The 18,363-nt window shown below is 65.8% G+C and carries 16 protein-coding genes; 1 reads left to right on the top strand and 15 read right to left on the bottom strand.

Going from position 1 to position 18,363, the window contains the following annotated elements:
* Positions 1-70 precede the first annotated feature (70 nt).
* The 15 genes from Q6A48_RS20085 to Q6A48_RS20015 all read right to left on the bottom strand — a co-directional run bounded on the left by Q6A48_RS20085 (position 71) and on the right by Q6A48_RS20015 (position 17,142).
* A complete protein-coding gene (locus Q6A48_RS20085; protein ID WP_304555982.1) occupies positions 71-337 on the bottom strand; it encodes a hypothetical protein in 267 nt (88 codons plus the stop codon).
* A 90-nt stretch (positions 338-427) separates the two neighbouring features.
* A complete protein-coding gene (locus Q6A48_RS20080; protein WP_304555981.1) occupies positions 428-2,539 on the bottom strand; it encodes a hybrid sensor histidine kinase/response regulator in 2,112 nt (703 codons plus the stop codon).
* 157 nt (positions 2,540-2,696) lie between these two features.
* Complete coding sequence (locus Q6A48_RS20075) at positions 2,697-5,795, bottom strand: error-prone DNA polymerase (RefSeq protein ID WP_304555980.1); 3,099 nt, start codon at positions 5,793-5,795, stop codon at positions 2,697-2,699.
* Complete coding sequence (locus Q6A48_RS20070) at positions 5,771-7,189, bottom strand: Y-family DNA polymerase (RefSeq protein WP_304555979.1); 1,419 nt, start codon at positions 7,187-7,189, stop codon at positions 5,771-5,773. The genes Q6A48_RS20075 and Q6A48_RS20070 overlap by 25 nt, the downstream gene beginning before the upstream one ends.
* Positions 7,190-7,196: 7 nt before the next feature.
* On the bottom strand, positions 7,197-7,823 hold the full coding sequence (gene imuA / locus Q6A48_RS20065; RefSeq protein ID WP_304555978.1) for a translesion DNA synthesis-associated protein ImuA: 627 nt from the start codon (positions 7,821-7,823) through the stop codon (positions 7,197-7,199).
* Positions 7,823-8,440, bottom strand: coding sequence for a transcriptional repressor LexA (gene lexA / locus Q6A48_RS20060; protein ID WP_304555977.1), 618 nt, complete (start codon positions 8,438-8,440; stop codon positions 7,823-7,825). The genes imuA and lexA overlap by 1 nt, the downstream gene beginning before the upstream one ends.
* A gap of 190 nt (positions 8,441-8,630) precedes the next feature.
* Positions 8,631-8,909, bottom strand: a complete 279-nt coding sequence (locus Q6A48_RS20055; RefSeq protein WP_304555976.1) for a DUF971 domain-containing protein — start codon at positions 8,907-8,909, stop codon at positions 8,631-8,633.
* The gene (locus tag Q6A48_RS20050) at positions 8,906-9,868 is read right to left on the bottom strand and encodes a HEAT repeat domain-containing protein (RefSeq protein ID WP_304555975.1); all 963 of its coding nucleotides are present in this window, start codon (positions 9,866-9,868) and stop codon (positions 8,906-8,908) included. The genes Q6A48_RS20055 and Q6A48_RS20050 overlap by 4 nt, the downstream gene beginning before the upstream one ends.
* Complete coding sequence (locus tag Q6A48_RS20045; RefSeq protein ID WP_304555974.1) at positions 9,865-10,713, bottom strand: ABC transporter ATP-binding protein; 849 nt, start codon at positions 10,711-10,713, stop codon at positions 9,865-9,867. The genes Q6A48_RS20050 and Q6A48_RS20045 overlap by 4 nt, the downstream gene beginning before the upstream one ends.
* Entirely contained in the window at positions 10,713-11,495 is a 783-nt protein-coding gene (locus tag Q6A48_RS20040; protein WP_304555973.1) for an ABC transporter permease, read from the bottom strand. Before Q6A48_RS20040 ends, Q6A48_RS20045 begins: the two co-directional genes overlap by 1 nt.
* A 131-nt stretch (positions 11,496-11,626) precedes the next feature.
* Positions 11,627-13,033 (bottom strand): ABC transporter substrate-binding protein, encoded by a 1,407-nt coding sequence (locus tag Q6A48_RS20035; RefSeq protein WP_304555972.1) that lies wholly within the window; start codon positions 13,031-13,033, stop codon positions 11,627-11,629.
* Between the two features lie 216 nt (positions 13,034-13,249).
* On the bottom strand, positions 13,250-13,495 hold the full coding sequence (locus Q6A48_RS20030) for a 4Fe-4S dicluster domain-containing protein (RefSeq protein WP_003180418.1): 246 nt from the start codon (positions 13,493-13,495) through the stop codon (positions 13,250-13,252).
* A gap of 24 nt (positions 13,496-13,519) precedes the next feature.
* Complete coding sequence (locus Q6A48_RS20025; RefSeq protein WP_304555971.1) at positions 13,520-15,265, bottom strand: fumarate reductase/succinate dehydrogenase flavoprotein subunit; 1,746 nt, start codon at positions 15,263-15,265, stop codon at positions 13,520-13,522.
* Positions 15,262-16,014 (bottom strand): GntR family transcriptional regulator, encoded by a 753-nt coding sequence (locus Q6A48_RS20020; RefSeq protein WP_304555969.1) that lies wholly within the window; start codon positions 16,012-16,014, stop codon positions 15,262-15,264. The genes Q6A48_RS20025 and Q6A48_RS20020 overlap by 4 nt, the downstream gene beginning before the upstream one ends.
* An 84-nt stretch (positions 16,015-16,098) precedes the next feature.
* Positions 16,099-17,142, bottom strand: coding sequence for an AraC family transcriptional regulator (locus Q6A48_RS20015; protein WP_304555968.1), 1,044 nt, complete (start codon positions 17,140-17,142; stop codon positions 16,099-16,101).
* A gap of 204 nt (positions 17,143-17,346) precedes the next feature.
* Here Q6A48_RS20015 and Q6A48_RS20010 point away from each other — a divergent pair, with 204 nt between their 5' ends.
* A complete protein-coding gene (locus tag Q6A48_RS20010) occupies positions 17,347-18,285 on the top strand; it encodes a SphA family protein (protein WP_304555967.1) in 939 nt (312 codons plus the stop codon).
* Positions 18,286-18,363: the final 78 nt, after the last annotated feature.

Raw genomic sequence — 18,363 nt, 5'->3', positions numbered from 1 at the left:
GGCTTGTTCTCTGCATGACCGCGAAGCCTTGCAGGTCTGCGCCTGCAAGGCTTCGACGTTAGAGCTTCGGCTAACCCCCATCGGTATCGATATCGGCATCCGTGCTCTCACCCGACTCAGGCCGGTCCGGGTCTGGCTTGAAGCCCGGACTGAAGGTGTTGTCGTTGTCCTGGTGATGGTTCTTCTGGTCGACTTCGCTCGCGGCGCTCTGGGCCTGATCGGTTCCGGCGGGGCTGACGGGCTGGGTGTCCGTCTGCGAAGGCGGGAGCTGGGGGTCGATGGCCGGGTCGTTGCGCGGCTGGCCTTGTTGCTGGGTGTTTGCAGGGTCGTCGTTCATAGCCACCTCGTTCATGACAGGGCCGGTTGATGACCGACCCTGTTCATTCGAAGGCGGGACGACGGTTTCGGTTCCATTTGTTTGCCGGCGTCACCCGCCCAGGACCGACCTGACCATGGCGGTCAGCGCCTCGGGGCCATAGGGCTTGCTCAGCAGATGGGTGTCGGGGCTCAGTTGATGGTTCTGGGAAATGATGTCGCGGGTGTGGCCCGAGGTGAACAGTACCGGCACCGGCGGGACCTGCATTTTTGCCCACGCCGCCAGGTCGGAGCTCTTGATCAGGCCGGGCATGACCACGTCGCTGAAGATCAGGTCCACCGATGCGCCGTCGAGCAGCAGTTTCATGGCCGCGTCGCCGTTGGCAGCGGTCAGCGTGCGGTAGCCGGACTGCTCCAGCAGTTCCACCGATGCGCTGCGCACCTCGTCGTTGTCCTCCACCACCAGGATCGTCTCCTGCCCTCCGGCCTGGAACGGTTGCGGTGGCCGGTCTTCGCCGGTTTCCGGCTGGCAACTGCGGGGGAAGTACATGTGCGCCCGGGTGCCCTTGCCCAGGTCGCTGGCGATCTCGATATGGCCGCCACTCTGCTTGACGAAACCGAACACCATGCTCAGCCCCAACCCGGTTCCCTGGCCTTCGGTCTTGGTGGTGAAGAACGGCTCGAACACCTGGTTCAGGATGTCGGGCGGCATGCCGGCGCCGCGGTCGATCACCGACAGTCGCACATACTCGCCCGGCGGGATGTCCTTGCCGGCGCAGGACGCTTCGTCGAGCACGATGTTTTCGCCGATCATGCGGATGGTACCCTCGCCGCCCATGGCATCGCGCGCGTTGATCGCCAGGTTCAACAGGGCGTTTTCCAGTTGGTTGCGGTCGACGTGGATGCACCAAGGGGTCTCGGGCAAGGCTACTTCGATCTGGATGGTTTCGCCCAAGGCTCGTTGCAGCAGCTCGACCAGGCCGTCGTAGATGCGCCGGGGGTTGTAGACCGCCGGTGACAACGGCTGGCGCCGGGCGAAGGCCAGCAGTTGCGTGGACAGCTTGGCGCCGCGCTCCACGGCTTCGAGGGAAGCACCGACCCGCCGTTGCACGTTGAGGTTGTTCGGTTCGTGGCGAGCCAGCAAGTGCAGGTTGCCGGCGATCACTTGCAGCAGGTTATTGAAGTCATGGGCCACGCCGCCGGTGAGGCCACCGATGGACTCGAGCTTTTGCGACTGGCGCAACTGCTCTTCGGCGGCCAGTCGCGCCTGCACTTCGTTGGCGACGCGCTGTTCCAGGTCCCGGGTGAACTTGAGCAGCGAGGCTTCGGCGCTCTTGCGCTCATGGATGTCGATCAGCACGCCGGGGAAACGCAGGGGCTTGCCCTGGGCGTCGAACTCGCACCGCCCGCTCGCGAGCACCCAGAGGTAATCGCCGCCCTGGCGACGTATCCGATATTCAGCGCTGTAGGGAGTACCGGTGCGCACGGTCAATTCGACCCGTTGGTTCACTTCGTCGAGGTCATCCGGGTGGATGCGCTGGCGGGCGATCTCGATGGGCAGCGCATCCAGCGGACAATCCGGCGGATAGTTGAAGCTGCGGGCGAAACGCTCGTCGCCGGAGAGCCTGTCGGCCTGGATGTCCCAGACGAACGACCCGAGCAGGGGGCCGGCCGACAGCGCCAACTGGATACGCTCATTGACGGCGCGGTAGCTGCGCTCGGCCTCTTGCCGGGCTCGCTCGGTCAACACGTGTTCGGTGGTTTCCACCACGACCGCCAAGACCCCGGCCGGCGCCTGGTCCTCACCGGGCACCGGGCTGTAGTAGAGGTCCATCCAGACGTCTTCGGGCTTGCCGTCACGCAGCAGCACCAGTTCCTTGTTGCGATAGGACAAGGTGCCGCCGGCCAGGCAGACGTCCAGCACGTGGCGGTTGAAATCGGCCACCTCCGGCCAGCCCAGCTCCACCGCACACCCCAACAGGTACGGGTGGCGACCGCCGGCGAACTCGGCATAGGCGTCGTTGTAGATCATGAAACCCTGGCGTCCCCACAGCATCACCATCGGCAGGGGCGACGCCAGCAGCACCTGGACCGCGTTGCGCAAGCTGGCGCCCCACTGCTCGATGGCGCCCAGTTCGGTCTGGCGCCAATCGAACGCGCGGATGCGCCCGGCCATTTCACCGCCCCAACCGAGGCATCCGTGATTCTGGGATAAGAACTGCATGAGACGACTGTGAACCTCGACAGGCCTGCTGGGAATCGGCATACCACGACGCCCTTGTGCTCAGAGCTTCGAGCGCGGCGGTTGCGTTTGGTTTCATGGCAACCGGTGCGGGCGCTCATCGTAGCGAGCAAGCCAGTGCCCTCGCCTCACCCACCGGTCAACGGAAATCACGGCTTTGCACCTGGATGCCCGCCAGCAATTCGGTCAGGTCGCTCAAGCGTCCGGCGATCAGGTGGCGAACCTCGCCGACGCTTTCCCAGCGCCCGTCGACCCGAAGCAACTGCGAGCCCACCAGGACTTTGCGTTGGCGCTCCGCCAGGTCGCGCCAGACCACCACGTTGAGGTTGCCGAACTCGTCCTCCAGGGTGACGAAGGTCACGCCGCTGGCCGTGCCCGGACGCTGGCGGCCGGTGACCAGCCCGGCGACGCTGACGTTGCGGCCATGCTCCACGTCCTGCAGTTCCCGCGAACTGCGGCAACGCCGGGCACGCAGTTCGGTGCGCAGCAAGGCCAGCGGATGAGGCCCCAGCGTCGTGCCCAGCGTGGCGTAGTCGGCAAACAGGTTTTCCCCCAGGGTGGGTTTCGGCAAGGCCACCGGCGGTTCTTCCTGGCTGGGCAGGCCGGCGAACAGGCCCAGTTGCTTCTGCACGCCGGCGACCGCCCAACGGGCGCGATGCCGGTCGCCCGCCAAGCCGTGCAAGGCACCAGCATCGGCCAGTTGTGCCTGGGCCCGGGCATCGAGTTGCGCGCGCTCGCCCAGGTCGGCCACATCAGTGAAAGGCCGATGCCGGCGGGCCGTTTCGATGCGCCGGGCATCCTCCTCGCGAAACCCCTTGACCAGGCGCAGCCCCATGCGAATCGCCGGTTGCCGGCCCTCCATGGGTTCGAGGCTGCAATCCCAATCGCTGGCGCGCACGTCCACCGGGCGGATCTGCAATTGATGCCGGCGGGCGTCCTGCAGGATCTGGTCCGGGCTGTAGAAACCCATGGGCCAACTGTTGATCAGGGCACAGGCGAATGCCGCCGGCTCGTGGCACTTGAGCCAACTGCTGACGTAGGTCAGCAAGGCGAAACTGGCCGCGTGGGATTCGGGAAAGCCGTAGTTGCCGAAGCCCTTGATCTGCTCGAAGATCTGCGCGGCGAATTCAGGGGAGTAGCCATTCTTCGCCATGCCAGCCGCCAACCGTTCCCGGTGCGGCTCAAGCCCGCCGTGGCGCTTCCAGGCGGCCATGGAGCGACGCAACTGGTCGGCCTCGCCAGGGGTGTAGTCGGCCGCGACGACGGCGATCTGCATGACCTGTTCCTGGAACAGGGGAATACCCAGGGTTCGCCTGAGTACTTTTTCCAACTTTTGCGATGGGTAGATGACGGCCTCCTCGCCATTTCGCCGCTTCAGGTACGGGTGCACCATGCCGCCCTGGATCGGCCCCGGCCGGACGATCGCCACTTCGATCACCAGGTCGTAATACGCCTTGGGCTTGAGCCGGGGCAACATCGCCATCTGCGCCCGTGATTCGATCTGGAACACGCCGATGGTGTCCGCGCGGCTGATCATCTCGTAGGTCGCCCGATCGTCCTTGGGCAATGACGCCAGGGTATGGCGCTGGCCGCGATAGTGTTCGACCAGGTCGAAGCAGCGGCGAATCGCACTGAGCATGCCCAGGGCCAGTACGTCCACCTTGAGCAGCCCGACGGCGTCCAGGTCGTCCTTGTCCCACTGGATGATGGTGCGCTCGGCCATGGCGGCATTTTCCACCGGCACCAGGGTGTCCAGGGGCTGCTCGGAAATCACGAAGCCGCCGGGGTGCTGGGACAGGTGGCGGGGAAAGCCGATCAGTTGCTGGGTCAGCCCGAGCACCCGGCGCAATATCGGGCTGTCCGGGTCGAAACCGCCCTCGCGCAGGCGATCCACCGGCGGCGCCTCGTCGCTCCAGCGACCGCAACAATCGGCCAGGGCGTTGACCTGGTCCGGCGGCAGGCCCAGGGCCTTGGCGACGTCCCGCACCGCCCCGGCGCCGTGGTAGCTGCTGACCACCGCCGTCAGCGCCGCGCGATGGCGACCGTAGCGCCGGAAGACGTATTGCAGCACCTCTTCGCGGCGCTCATGTTCGAAGTCCACATCGATGTCCGGCGGCTCATTGCGTTCCTTGGACAGGAATCGCTCGAACAGCAGGTCAGTCTGGTCTGGATCGATTTCGGTAATGCCCAGGGCATAGCACACCGCCGAGTTGGCCGCCGAGCCACGTCCCTGGCAGAGGATGCGCTGCTGCCGGGCGAAGCTGACGATATCCTGCACGGTGAGAAAATAGCTGTCGTAGCCCAGCTCGGCGATCAGGCTCAGCTCCTTGTCGATCTGCGCCCGCACCTTGTCCGGCACAGCTTTTTTCCAGCGTTCACGCATGCCCCGCTCGGTCAGTTCCCGCAGCCAGGAGGTCGGGTCATGGCCCTCGGGCACCAATTCGCGCGGGTATTGATAGCGCAACTGATCGAGTTCGAAGGTGCAGCGCCGGGCGATCACCAGGGTTTCGTCGAGCAATGCGCGGGGGTAGAGATCGGCCAGGGCCTGGCAACTGCGCAGGTGCCGCTCGCCATTGGGGTGCAGGCGCTGGCCGGCCTCGGCGACTGTCACGTGGTGGCGGATGGCGGTCATGGTGTCCTGCAAGGCGCGCCGGCCGCGCACGTGCATGTGCACATCCCCCGTGGCGACGGCGGGAAGGCCGAGGCGTTGCGCCAGCGCCTGCAACTCGGCCAGGCGGCGCCGGTCGTCCTGCCCGCAATGCAACTGGACCGACAGCCACAGGCGCCCGGCGAAGACCGACTGGAGCCAGCGCCCCTGTTCTTCGGGGGCGTCGCCATCGGGCACCCACAGCGCCAGCAAGCCCGGCCAGGGCTCGTGGAAGTCCTCCCGGACGATACGGTAATGGCCTTTCTCGCTGCGCCGGCGGGCGCGGGTGATCAGCCGGCACAAGGCCTGGTAGCCCTCGAGGTTTTCCACCAGCAGCACCAGCTTCGGACCGTTCTCGATGCGGATCTCGCTGCCGACGATCAGGGGCAATTGCAGTTCCCTGGCCGCCTGCCAGGCCCGGACGATCCCGGCCAATGTGCATTCGTCGGTGATCGCCAGGGCCTGGTAGCCCTGCTCGCTGGCCCGCCTGCATAACTCCAGGGCGCTGGAGGCGCCACGCTGGAAGCTGAAGTTCGACAGGCAATGCAGCTCGGCATACCCGACGCTCATGCGAACCACCCCTGCAACCACAGCGGCCCGCCCTCGCCCACCGGCCGATAGGCCCAGCCCCGTTGCCCGCCGCGGGTCTCGACCAGGTAGTAATCGCGGCGCACATCGGCACCGTCCCACCAGCCCGTCTCGATGCGTTCCGGGCCCATGAGGATGCGCGCCTGGCTTTGCGGCAATACCTGGGGTTCACCGAGCAACCAGCCGGGCCGTTGCACGTCCTGCACCGGGCAGGCCTGCGGCCGGGGTTGGGCGCTCATCTGCCAGGCACATTCGGGCCGGTGGTCGTCGCGAAATTCCAGCCCTTGCACCGCCTCATCCCCCAGTCGCGCCCGCAGTCGCTCCCGCAACTGCTCCCAGGGCAAGGACTGTTGCGGGCGCTCATCGAACAATTCCAGGCGCTGGGGCACGAAGCTCGGCAGGTCTTCGGCACACAGACGAAAGCCACGCACCGGGGCTTCGACCTGCACCTGCTCCAGGCGACCACGGGCCAGTTCGAACAGCATCGAAGGGTCACGCTCGGCGCTGAGCAGGCCGACCTTGATCACGGTGTCCGGCAGCCCGGCGTGTTCCAGGTGCAAGTCAAAGCGCTGTACGCCACTGTCACGCCCACACAGGAACGCCGACAGGTCACCGGTCAAGCGGCGCAACGGGAACAGCAGCGCCTGGTGGGACTGGACGTCGTAGTTGAGTTCGATGCGCACATCGAAACGGTCCGGCGGCAAATAGAACGACAGCGCCAGGGTGCGGCTGCCCGTCAGCGCATCGAGGTGCTTGAGCACCTGGGCTTCGAAGCGCCGCGCCAGGGTGTGCCGGGGCAAGGCCTGGACCTGGCCCAGGCGCCGCAGGCCCATGCGCGACAACGCCGTGGCGACTTCCGCTGGCAGGCCGATCCGCTCCACCGGCATCTGCCCCAGGTACGCCTGCAAGGTCTCGCCATCGGGCACCACCAGGGCGTCGTAGGCATTGGCCAAGACCCGCGCCGCCACCGGGTTCGGCGCGGCGACGATGCGATGCCGGAACCCCAGCGCCGTCAGTTCGGCCCGCAACCGCGCCTCGAACACCGGCCACGGACCGAACAGGCCGAGGCTCGACTCGATTTCGAACAGCACCGTGCGCGGGTAATGCACGCTGACCTGGGAACTGAAGCGGTAGGCCCAGGCCGCGAGGAACTGTTGCCAGTGCTCGATCTGTGCGGCGTCGTATTCGGCGGTGGCAAAGCCTTTGCTCAAGGCTTGGGCAGCGGTCATGGTCTGGCCAGGACGCAAGCCCAGGGCCCGCGCCGGAGCATTCACCGCTTGCAGCACCCGCCGCTGGGCCGGACCGGTGAGCAGCGCCAGCGGCTCGTCGGGATCCGGACGCTGGCGCAGCGCGGCGTCCAGCGCCAATTGCGGAAAGAGGATACAGACCCAGCGCATCGCAACCTCAATGCCTGGTCGCAGGCGCGGCAAAGGCAATCGGCGCCGAACCGGCCAACCCGCCCCGGCACTTGAGCACGCGCAACTGCGCGGGACGGGCATCGATGGCGATGCGCAAGGCCGCTGGCGACGGGTTGATAGCCTCCTGCAGCGAGCGCCAGGCGAAGGCCAGGGTCTGGCCGGTTTCGGCCGCCACCTGCAACCGGCGCAGGGCCCGGTCGTCTGCCTGGCGCGGCCAGCACAACACCGCGCCGCAACTGCCCGAGCGCAGGCATTGTTCGGCGGCCCACAGGGCATCGCGCTCATCGGCCTGGATCACCGACAACTGGCGCAGGTCCACCCCGGCGTTCCGCCAGGCCTGGGGGTAAGGCACGAAGGGCGGCGCCACCAACACGATGCGCTCCCCCGCGGTCGACAATCGGGCGAGGGTCGGCCACACCAATTGCAATTCGCCCACGCCCGGGGCGGCGATGAGCAACTCCGTCAACGCCGCTTCCGGCCAGCCGCCACTGGGCAACGCCGCATCCAGCGCAGCATGGCCGGTGGGCTGCGGGCTGACGGCTGGAGGCGCGGGCCGGCCCTTCCAGACCTGGCCGCCGTTGAACAGCGTGTCCAGCGCGACGACGGCCCCCATCAGCCTTGCCTCAGCAAGCCGCAGAACACGCCTTCGATGGCCAGGTCCTGGTCGGCTTCGACGATGATCGGCTGGTAGGCCGGGTTGCGTGGCAGCAAGCGCACGCGCTCACCGATCCGCTCGAAACGCTTGATGGTGACTTCACCGTCGAGCCGCGCCACGACAATCTGGCCGTTGGCGGCTTGGGGGGTGCGTTGTACCCCCACCAGGTCACCGTCGAGGATGCCGTCCTCGATCATCGAGTCGCCCTGGACCCGCAACAGGTAATCCGGCGCCTTGGTGAACATCGCCGGGTCCAGCATCAGGCGGCTGTGGACCTCGGCATCGGCGCCAATCGGCGCGCCGGCCGCCACCCGCCCCAGCACCGGTACATCCAGCAGTTCGGGCCGCGGTGGCTGGTTCAGCAGGCGGATGCCCCGGGCCTGGTGGGGATTGACCTCGATGAAGCCGGCTTCGGTCAACGCCAGCACATGCTTGCGGGCGACGCTGCGCGAGGCAAAACCGAACGCCTCGCTGATCTCGGCGAGGCTGGGAGACTGGCCCTGATCGGCGATGCGTTCGCGGATGAAGGTCAGGATGGCGGTGCGGCGGGGCGTGAGAGTCGTCATGGAGTACATTTGTACTCCTGTCGGTTTTTTCTGACAAGCACCGCCAGTCAGCTCACAGCGTCATCTCCCTGTGGAGCAAGCTTGTCAGCCTCATTGCTCCCGGCAGGCTCGCTCCCACAGTTCTGAATCCGGATGTTCACGATTTCTACGCCCGCCACAAATCCCCTGTGGGAGCGAGCCTGCTCGCGACAGCGATGGATCAGTGCCCCAGCCCCGCCAGGTAAGCCCACGGATAAATCCCCCGCTCATGGCCATCGCTGAAGACCAGTTGCACCCCATAGCCCTGGGCATGGATTTCAACCACCCGGACCCGCGAGTCAACCCGCACCGCCAGCCCTTGCAGGCGAAACGCCCGGCACTGGGAACAGGGGCATTGGCGACGCAGTTCGGCGTGGTCCAGCCGTTGTTCACGACCGTCGGGCCAGTCCAGGCTCAACTGCCCCTTGCCCAGGGAATTACTCATTGACAGCGGGCTCATTGCAGTTGCGCCAAGGCAATGCGCACGGCCTTGCGCACTTCAGGGTCGCCATCATCCCGGGCGGCCTGCAAGGCCGGGATCGCCTCGGGTTCGTTCAACTCCCCCAAGGCCAGGGCGGCTTCCTTGCGCAGATTGCTGATGCGATGCCCCAGGGACTCGATCAATCCCGGCAATGCCGGGGCGTAGCGTAAACGCCCCAGGCTGCGGGTGGCGCGCAGGCGCACTTGCCAATAGTCGTCCGCCAGGGCCTCGACCAGGGCCGGGCCGGCATCGACCTGGCCGACCTTGCCCAGGGTGGTGGCGGCTTCTTCGCGCACCGCCCAGGCCGGGTCCCGCAGCGCCTGGCGCAGGGCGGGCAAGACCTGGGCGTCAGACGCCAGGCCGAGGGCGCCAGTGGCGGCCCGGCGCACGTCGGTGTCGGGGTCGTCACTGGCCAACCGCGCCAGGGCAGGCAATGCGTCGAGGTGCTTGAGCCAGCCGAGCACGCCCACCGCTTCGCGGCGAACACTGGCATCGTGGTCGGCCAGGGCAATGAGCGCCACCGGGGCCGCGTCGGCCAGGCGCAATTCGCGCAAGGCCCTGAACGCGGCGACGCGCACACGGGCCTCGCCATGGCCGGCCCAGGGCAGGATCACCCGCCCCGCCGCCTCGCTCTTGAGCAGGCTCAGGCTCTGGGCGGCGGCGTCCTGCACCGTCGGCGACGGATCGGTGAGGGCCTGGCACAACGCGGCGACCACCGGCGCGTCTTCCCAGGCCTCGAGCAATCGCGCGGCTTCGGCACGGACCTCGGCGCTGTCATCGTGGGCCAGGCGATCCACCAGCCACCGCAGGCCTTCGGGCTCTTCGAGGTCGGCCAGTTCAATCAAGGCAATGCGGCGCACGCCGGGGTCCTCGTCCTCCAGGCGCGGTTGCAGGGCGAGGATGTCATCGTTGTCGGTGTCTTCGAATAGAGGGGTCATAGGGCAAATCGCGGCAAGGAGGTTTCAGGAGGGAGTCCGAGGGGGTTGAGGCGTGGCAACTGCTGGCCGTCTTCATGGCGCAGTAATTCGAGACAGTGGCGCTTGAGCCGGGAAAATTCGGGACGGGTGACCAGTTCGGTGGTGCGTGGCCGGGCGAAGTCCAGGCGCAAGTCCTCGATGATCCGGCCGGGACGCGGGCTCATCACCAGCAGCCGATCGGCCAGGAATAGCGCCTCGTCGATGTCATGGGTCACGAACACCACGGTGGTGCGAATGCGGGTCCAGATGTCCAGCAGCAGTTCCTGCATGTTCAACCGGGTCAAGGCATCGAGCGCGCCGAACGGTTCGTCCATCAGCAGCAGTCGCGGCCGATTGACCAGCACCCGGGCGATTTCCACCCGCTGCTGCATGCCCCCGGAGAGCTGGTCCGGCCAGTGCCCGGCGAAACCGTCCAGGCCCACCAGGGCGAGGATTTCATCGGCGGCGCGGTGCCGTTCGGCCTTGCCCAGGCCGCGCATCTTCAGGCCGAAGGCGACGTTATCGCGCACGCTGCGCCACGGGAACAGCGTGTGCTGCTGGAACACCATCCCGCGCTGGGGCGATGGCCCCGCCACCGGCAAGCCGTCGACCTGCAAGGTGCCGGTACGCGGTTGCAGGTGCCCGGCCAAGGCGCCGAGCAAGGTGGACTTTCCGCACCCGGACGGCCCCAGGACGCAGACGAACTGGCCCGCCTCGATCTGGCAATCGAGGCCCTGGACGGCTTCGAACGCCTGGGCACCCTGGCCCAGGACAATGGACAACTGGCGGATATCAATCCGCCCTTCTGGCGCTTGCATCACGCTCATCAGGCTTTTCCTCGGGGTCGATGCCAAGGCGTGAACAGCCCGCCCAGGCGCTTGATCAAGACACTGCTGCCCATGCCCAGCACACCGATCAACAACATGCCGACGACGATGTCGGCGTAGTTCTGCACGGTGTAGGACGCCCAGGTGTAGTAACCGATGCCGTACTGGCCGGCGATCATCTCCGCCGTCACCAGGCAGAACCAGGACGTGCCCATGCCGATGGCCAGGCCGGTGATGATGCTCGGCGCGGCGCCCGGCAGAATCACTTCCAGCAGGATCGCCCAACGCCCGGCCCCGAGGCTTTTCGCCGAGGCGATCAGCCGTCGGTCCACGCCTTCGACGCCGTGCACGGTGTTGAGCAGGATCGGAAACAGCGCGCCAGTGAAGGTGATGAACACCATCGACAGTTCCGACGAGGGAAACATCAGGATCGCCAGGGGAATCCAGGCCACCGCCGGGATCGGCCGCAGGACTTCCAGCGGCGGCAACAGCAGGTCCTCGGCCCATTTCGAACGACCGATGGCCAGGCCCAGGGCGACGCCAGCCAACACCGCCGCGCCATACCCGGCAAAGACCCGGCCCAGGCTGCTGCCCAAGTGCCGCCCCAGGCTGCCCGAGGCTTCCAGGCCAAGCGCGGCCTGGACCACGGCCAGCGGCGTCGGCACATTGGCGAAGGTCACCAGGCCGAGGTCCCAGTGGCCGGTGGCGGCGAGTTGCCAGAACAGCAGGCAGAGCAATAGTGAAGCGGCTCGGGGGAGCCAGCGTTTGGATGGTGGATACACAAATTCTTCTCCGCAGCGGATTCCTGTGGGAGCGAGCTTGCTCGCGATAGCGGTGTGTCAGGCACCTCGACTTCAACTGACCTGACGCCATCGCGAGCAAGCTCGCTCCCACAGGGGGTCGGTGTCAGGGTTTATCGGGCTGCAACCGCCTGGGCCGTGGCTTCGCTGAAATCCAGGACCTTGCCGCCCTGGGCCGCGGCGTATTGCTCGGCCTGGCCCTTGAGCAGGAACGCGCTGAGCTGCCCCTGGGCATCACGGGCGAACCACGCCTGTTCGGCCAGCAGCTTGATCCCGCTGTCGCTGGCCTGGGCATAGACGGCACGGATACCCTTGCCTTCCTGCTTGAGGCTCGCCAGCGCGGCGAAGGCCGATTGCGCCGAGGCGTAGTGGCGCACTTTCGGCTCGCCCCGCACCCAGATCTCGGCCACGCGGCTGAAGTCGCTGATCGCCTGGCCCGTCGCGGCGTCGGGCGTGGCCAGCGGGGTCTGGGCGTAGTTGGCCAGTTGCGCGGCGTAATCGAGGTGCGAGGCCTTGAAGGCGGCGCGGATGTACTGGTCATCGATGAAGGTGTTGAGGTCCAGGCCGCGATCGGCCTTCTTCAGCAGCTTGAGGGTGTCGATGGCGGTGCCGACGGCCTGGCGGTATTCCGGCTTCCAGGTCAGGTCGCGGGTCTGTACGCCCAGCGGCCCATGGAACAGGTAGTTGACCTCGGCATCCACGCCGGTGACCTTGGCGATCAGCTCGCTGTACTTCTCCGGCTCGGCGGCCAGCAGCTGGTTCGCCTCCAGGGACGCACGCAGGTAGGCGACCACGATTTCCGGGTACTGCCTGGCATAGGCCTGGTCCACCAGCGCGCCATGGAACGTCGGCGCGCCGGCCTGGGCACCGTCGTAGATCTTGCGGGCGAACCCCCGGCTGGGGAACAGTTCGGCGAACGGCACGAAGTCGGCGTGGGCGTCGATCTTGCCGGCCTGCAACGCGGAGCCGGCCACCTCCGGCGGCTGGGCGATGATGTTCACGTCCTTGAGCGGGTCCCAACCCTGGGCCGCCACGGCGCGCAGCAACATGCCGTGGGCGGTGGAGGCGAACGGCACGGAAATCGTCTTGCCCTTGAGCTCGGCCAGGGCCTGCACGCCCGACGCACTCGGCACGACGATGCCGTTGCCGCTGCCCCGGGTGCTGCCCGACAGCACGCTGATGAACAGGCTGTGCTTGCCGGCGGTTTCGAACGCCACGCCGTTGAACGCCCCCGGGAAATCGGCCATGGCGCCGAAGTCGAGCTTGCCGGCGACCATCTCGTTGGTCAGCGGCGCGCCGCTGGTGAAGTTCTTCCACTGGATGTCGTAGTGGGCGTCCTTGTAGGCGCCGTCATGGGGCAGGTACTTGTCCAGCAGGCCCAACTCACGGATCAGCAACCCGCCGGCGGCGCAGTTGATCGTGGTGTCCTGGGTGCCGATGGCGATGCGGATGGTTTCTGCCTGGGCCGGCAAGGTCAATGAAGCCAGTACCAGACTGGCGAGTGCTGCACGCAATAGCATGGGTGTGTCCCCTCGAATCATTTATTGGATTTCGTCTCCGCCACGATCATGGCGCGGTGGGAAACGAGGGGTGTTGTGAATGTGCGTCCGGGGGTGGCCGGATGGCTTTTGGGTTTGTGGTGGTTTCTTCGCGAGCAGGCTCGCTCCCACAGGTTTATCGGCGTTCACCCCACATCCTCTGTGGGAGCGAGCTTGCTCGCGATAGCGTCCGCTCGGTCAGCGCAGCAAATACGGAATCTCGACTTTCACCGCCCCGGTCGGGCAATCCTTTTCACAGGGCATGCAGTACCAGCATTCATCGAACGCCATGTAGGCCTTCTGGGTGGCCGGGTTGATCGCCAGCAGGTCCATGGGGCAGACGTCGACGCACACGGTGCAGCCCTTGTGGGCGATGCATTTGTCCTCGTCCACGGTGACGGGGGCATTGGAGCGGAAGAAGATTTCCTGGGGTTGATAGGCCATGGGCGTTCTCTCTGGGTGGAAGGTTCACGCCGCGCTGGCGTCGACCCGCAGCCGGTCGTAGGCCTGCAGTTCTTCGGCATCGAGGGCGATGATGTAGGGCTCCACGGCTTTCTTGAAGGAGGTCATCACACCGTCGTCGCCCTTCTTCAAATGGCAATGGCAGAACCAGTCACTGTCGTTGCGCTGCGGATGATCGACCCGGTAGTGGTACAACCCCCAGCGGCTTTCGGCACGAAACAACGAGGCCCGGGCGGCCATTTCGGCACAGTCGCGGATCACGCTGACTTCCATGGCGCGCATCAATTCGTGGGCGTCGTGGGCCTTGATCTGGTCCAGGTCGCGCTGGATGTCGCTGAAGCGTTGCAGGCCGATCTGCATCTTTTTGGTGACCTTCGGCGGTTGCAGGTAATCGTTGACGAAGCGGCGCAGCTTGTATTCCACCTGGGCCGGTGGCAGGCCGTGCTCACGGTTAAGCGGTGCGTAGACACGCGCCTTCTCCCGTTCGATCTGCCCGGCATCCAGCGCCGAGAAATCCTTCCCCGCCACGAAGTCCGCGGCGTTGTGGCCGGCAAACCAGCCGTAGGTGAACGCCCCGAGCATGTAGTTGTGCGGCACCGCCGCCATGTCGCCGGCCGCGTACAGGCCCTTGACCGAGGTTTCGGCCCGCTCGTTCACCCACACGCCCGAGGCCGAATGACCGCTGCAAAAACCGATTTCGGAGATGTGCATTTCCACCATCTGCGTGCGGTAGTCGGTGCCACGGTTGGCGTGGAACTGCCCGCGACTGGGCCGTTCGTTGCTGTGCAGGATCTCTTCGATGTTCTGGATGGTTTCCTCGGCCAGGTGATCGAGCTTGAGGAACACCGGGCCGTTGCCGCCTTCGAGCTCCTGGTGGAACTCCCACATCATCTGCCCGCTCCAGTAGTCGCACTCGATGAAGCGCTCGCCCTTGTTGTTGGCGGTGTAGCCGCCCAGGGGCCCGGTGACATAGGCACAGGCCGGGCCGTTGTAGTCCTTGATCAACGGGTTGATCTGGAAGCACTCCAGGTTCGCCAGCTCGGCCCCGGCGTGGTACGCCATGGCATAGCCGTCCCCGGCGTTGGTGGGGTTCTCATAGGTGCCCATCAGGTACCCCGAGGCCGGCAAGCCCAGGCGTCCCGCCGCGCCGCAGCAGAGGATGACCGCCTTGGCCTTGATCACGTGGAAGTCGGCGGTACGGCAATCGAAGCCCATGACGCCGTTCACCGCGCCCTCTTCATCCGTCAGCAAGCGGGTGCAGACCAGCCGGTTGGTGATGCTGACCCGAGCCCGCTTCAACTGGCGATAGAGCACTTTCTTGATGTCGTGCCCTTCCGGCATCGGCAGCACGTAGGCGCCCATGTGGTGGACCTTCTTCACCGCGTAGTCGCCGGTTTCGTCCTTCTCGAACTTCACGCCCCAGCGGTCCAGTTGCTCGATGGTTTCGAAGCTGTGGGTGGCATAGGCGTACACCGCCGCCTGGTTGACGATGCCGTCGTTGGCGATGGTGATTTCCTTGGTGTATTGCTCGGGTGTCGAGTGGCCGGGAATGATCGCGTTGTTCAGCCCGTCCATGCCCATGCTGATGGCGCCACTGCGCTTGACGTTGGCCTTGTCCACCAACAATACGCGCAAGTCACGGTTGCGCTCCTTGGCCTTGATCGCCGCCATGGGCCCGGCGGTGCCGCCACCGATGACGACGAGGTCGTATTCCTGTTCCAGGGTGCTTCCAGTCACAGCGCTGTGGGTCATGCTTGCGTCCCTTTTTGCCGGTCGATTCGCAGGCGGTACTGGAAAGCATCGCCGCGGTAGTAGAGGTGTTCGAAGTCCAGCGGCTGGCCGCTGGCATCATGGGTCAGGCGCTCGATGCGCATGATCGGCGACCCCGGCTCGACCTCCAGGGCCTGGGTCAACTCGGTGTCGGCCAGCACCGCATCGATGGCCAGGTCGGCGTGGCCGAGGGTCAAGGCGCAGTCGTTTTCCAGGATCAGGAAAATGTCGCGGGTGACCAGGTCGGCCTTTTCCAGGCGCTCGCCAAGGGCCTTGGGCAGGTAGGTGATCTCCAGGGAAATCGGCTCGCGGTTGATCAACCGCACCCGCTTGATCTGCGCCACCGTTTCGCCTTCGGCGAGGCCCAGGCGCTCGGCCACCCGCTTGTCTGCCGCGATGAACCGGAAGCTGTGCAGCCGATTGATCACCTCGAAGCCGCGCCCGGTCATGGACTCGGCCAGGCCCTGGAGGGTGCTGACGTTCTGGAAGGTCTTGGGCTTGGCAACAAAGGTGCCCTTGCCATGGATCTTGAAAATCAGCCCTTCCTTTTGCAAATCGCCCAGGGCCTGGCGGACGGTGATGCGACTGACGCTGAACAGCGTACCGAGTTCGCTTTCCGAGGGCATCTGGCTGCCCTGGAGGTATTCGCCGTCGAGGATTCGCGCGCGCAACACGTCGCGCAGTTGGGTGTGCAGCGGCACGCTGCTGAGGGAGAGAACGTTGTTGGACATGAATCCCATCACTTGTCATAACGAGTTATGACGTGATCTTAGGGACACTGCCTGCGGCTTGAGAAATACCGTTTGGACATAACCTTAGAGCCGTGCCTCGGCGCCCTCGCTGCGGAACGCGCTGGGGCTCATGCCGGTCCAGCGCCGGAACGCCCGGCGGAAACTGCGCACATCGCTGTAGCCCACCTCTTCGGTGATGCGCTCGATGGACAGCTCGGGGTTCGCCAGCAGGTTCAGGGTCCGCCCCCGCCGGACCTGTTCGAGCAAGGCTTCGAAGGTCAGGCTGTGTTCCGTGAGGCGACGGCGCAGGGTCCGGCTGCTCATGTTGAGGTCGCTGGCGATCTTCTCGATGTGGCTGCCCCGGGCCAGGTCACGGGCAATCGCCCGCTCCACGGCCTGGATCAGGTCGATCTTCTGGTGAACCTCGGCGGCCTCCTGCTCCAGCAACGCCAGTGCCTGGCGCAACGCCAACGGGTGGTGGTTGGGCAAACGCATGTCCAGCCAACGGCCATCGATCAACATGCGATTGTGCCGGCAGCCGAAGCGCACATCCGGCCCCAGCAGCCGCGTGTATTCCCGAGCGTAGGACGGCGCGGCATGCATGAATTCCACGGCCTGGGGCTTGAAATCCGGGCCCGCCAGCGCCCGGCCGTAGACCATCAGGCTGGCAAAGAACTCTTCGACCGCGAACACCTGGATCTCGGCGAACGGCAGGCGACAGGTCGCCTCGACCATGATCCGCCCGGCGGCTTCTTCGACACTGGTCAGCGCGATGCCGCCGGTGGTGTGCTGGTAGCGCACGCCTACGGCGAAGGCATCGCGCAGGGTTTCGCACAACGACAGGACGTGGCCCAGCAGGCCAAGGGTGCCCAGTACGTTACGGTCGCCGACCCACAGCCCCAGGCCCTGGTCGGGCAGCAGCTTGAGCGCCCGCTGGATCATGATCACCGCCTGGCGATAGGAGATACGCTGGGCGGGATCTTGCAGGTCATCGAGCCCGAAGCCCAGGCCGCGACACAGGCTGGCCGCATCGAAGCCCTTGTCCGCCACCACCTCGGCCAGGGTTTGCAAGAGGAAGGGCGAGACCAGCGCCAGTTCATAGGTGGGGTCGATGACTTTCATCTGCATGGCGGGATCCGGAGCACGTTAGGTGGCGTTTTTGTAACCGGTTGTTTCATGAACGTTAGCATGCGCCGGCGCAATGGGGGACACAAAATCTGGCCGCCCAAGTCCCCTGCGTGGCCGCCAATACCCTGCCCCGGCCGCCACTAACGGCTTATTTGTATGGCTCGGACTTTCGGTGCATCTCCAACAATAATAATGAGCTCCCCTATGAACCCGATCCGCACGACCCTTGCCTTGCCATTGGCCCTCGGGCTGGCACTTCCCCTGTCCGCGCTGGCGACGGAATCCGGCGTCGACAACATCGGCCCCGGCACCGACGGCTTCTTCGTATTGCCGCTGGAAGTCGACAGCCTTCCCGACCACATGGTCGCTTTCAACCTCTACTACAACCACTACAAGGCGCGAAAATTCAACATCAGTTCCTTGGGCGGCGATGTGCCGAAGGTTGAAATCGAATCCACGGCGGTGGTCCCGCGGATCGACTACCTGAGCCCGCTGCGCGTGGCCGGCGGGCGCCTGGGCATCTACGTCGCCCAACCGTGGCTCAAGCAGGAAGTCTCGGCGTTCGGGCTGCATGACACCCGCGAGGGCATGGGCGACACGACCATTTCACCGATCGTGCTCTGGGACATGGGCAAGAACCTGACCCTGGCCGCGGCGGTGGAAATCACCGTGCCCACCGGCGAATACAGCACCGACCGGCTGGCCAACACCAGCAACAACTTCTACACCTACAAGCCGTTGTTCTCCTTCACCTGGCTGCCCACCGAGGAGACCGAGGTGTCGATGAAGACCACCTACAGTTTCAACCGCGAGAACAAGGACACCGACTACCGCTCGGGGCAGATCTTCCACTTCGATTATTCGGCCAGCTACCGGGTCACCGACAACCTGCGGCTCGGGCTCAATGGCTATTACCTCAAGCAGACTACAGACGACAAACAGTACGGCCGCACGGTGCAATTCGCCGGGCAGGACGTCGACGACGGCGTACGCGGCCAGGTCTTCGCCATCGGCCCGGCGCTGCACCTGACCTTCCTCAAGTACGCCAGCGCGGAAATCCGCTGGGCCAAGGAATTCGACGTGGAAAACCGCCCCGAGGGCGAAATGCTGTGGGCCAAGGTCAGTATTCCGTTCGCGTTCTGACCCCCTGCCCCCTTCTTTTGTGGGAACGAGCCCGCTCGAGATAGCGATAGGCCGGCCAGCATCGAGGGTGGCTGTACC

Origin of the sequence: Pseudomonas citrullilanati (assembly GCF_030580855.1) — a bacterium.
Classification (GTDB): Bacteria; Pseudomonadota; Gammaproteobacteria; order Pseudomonadales; family Pseudomonadaceae; genus Aquipseudomonas; species Aquipseudomonas citrulli.
Note: the sequence above shows the minus strand (reverse complement) of the source record. Positions and strands in the feature narration are given on the sequence as shown.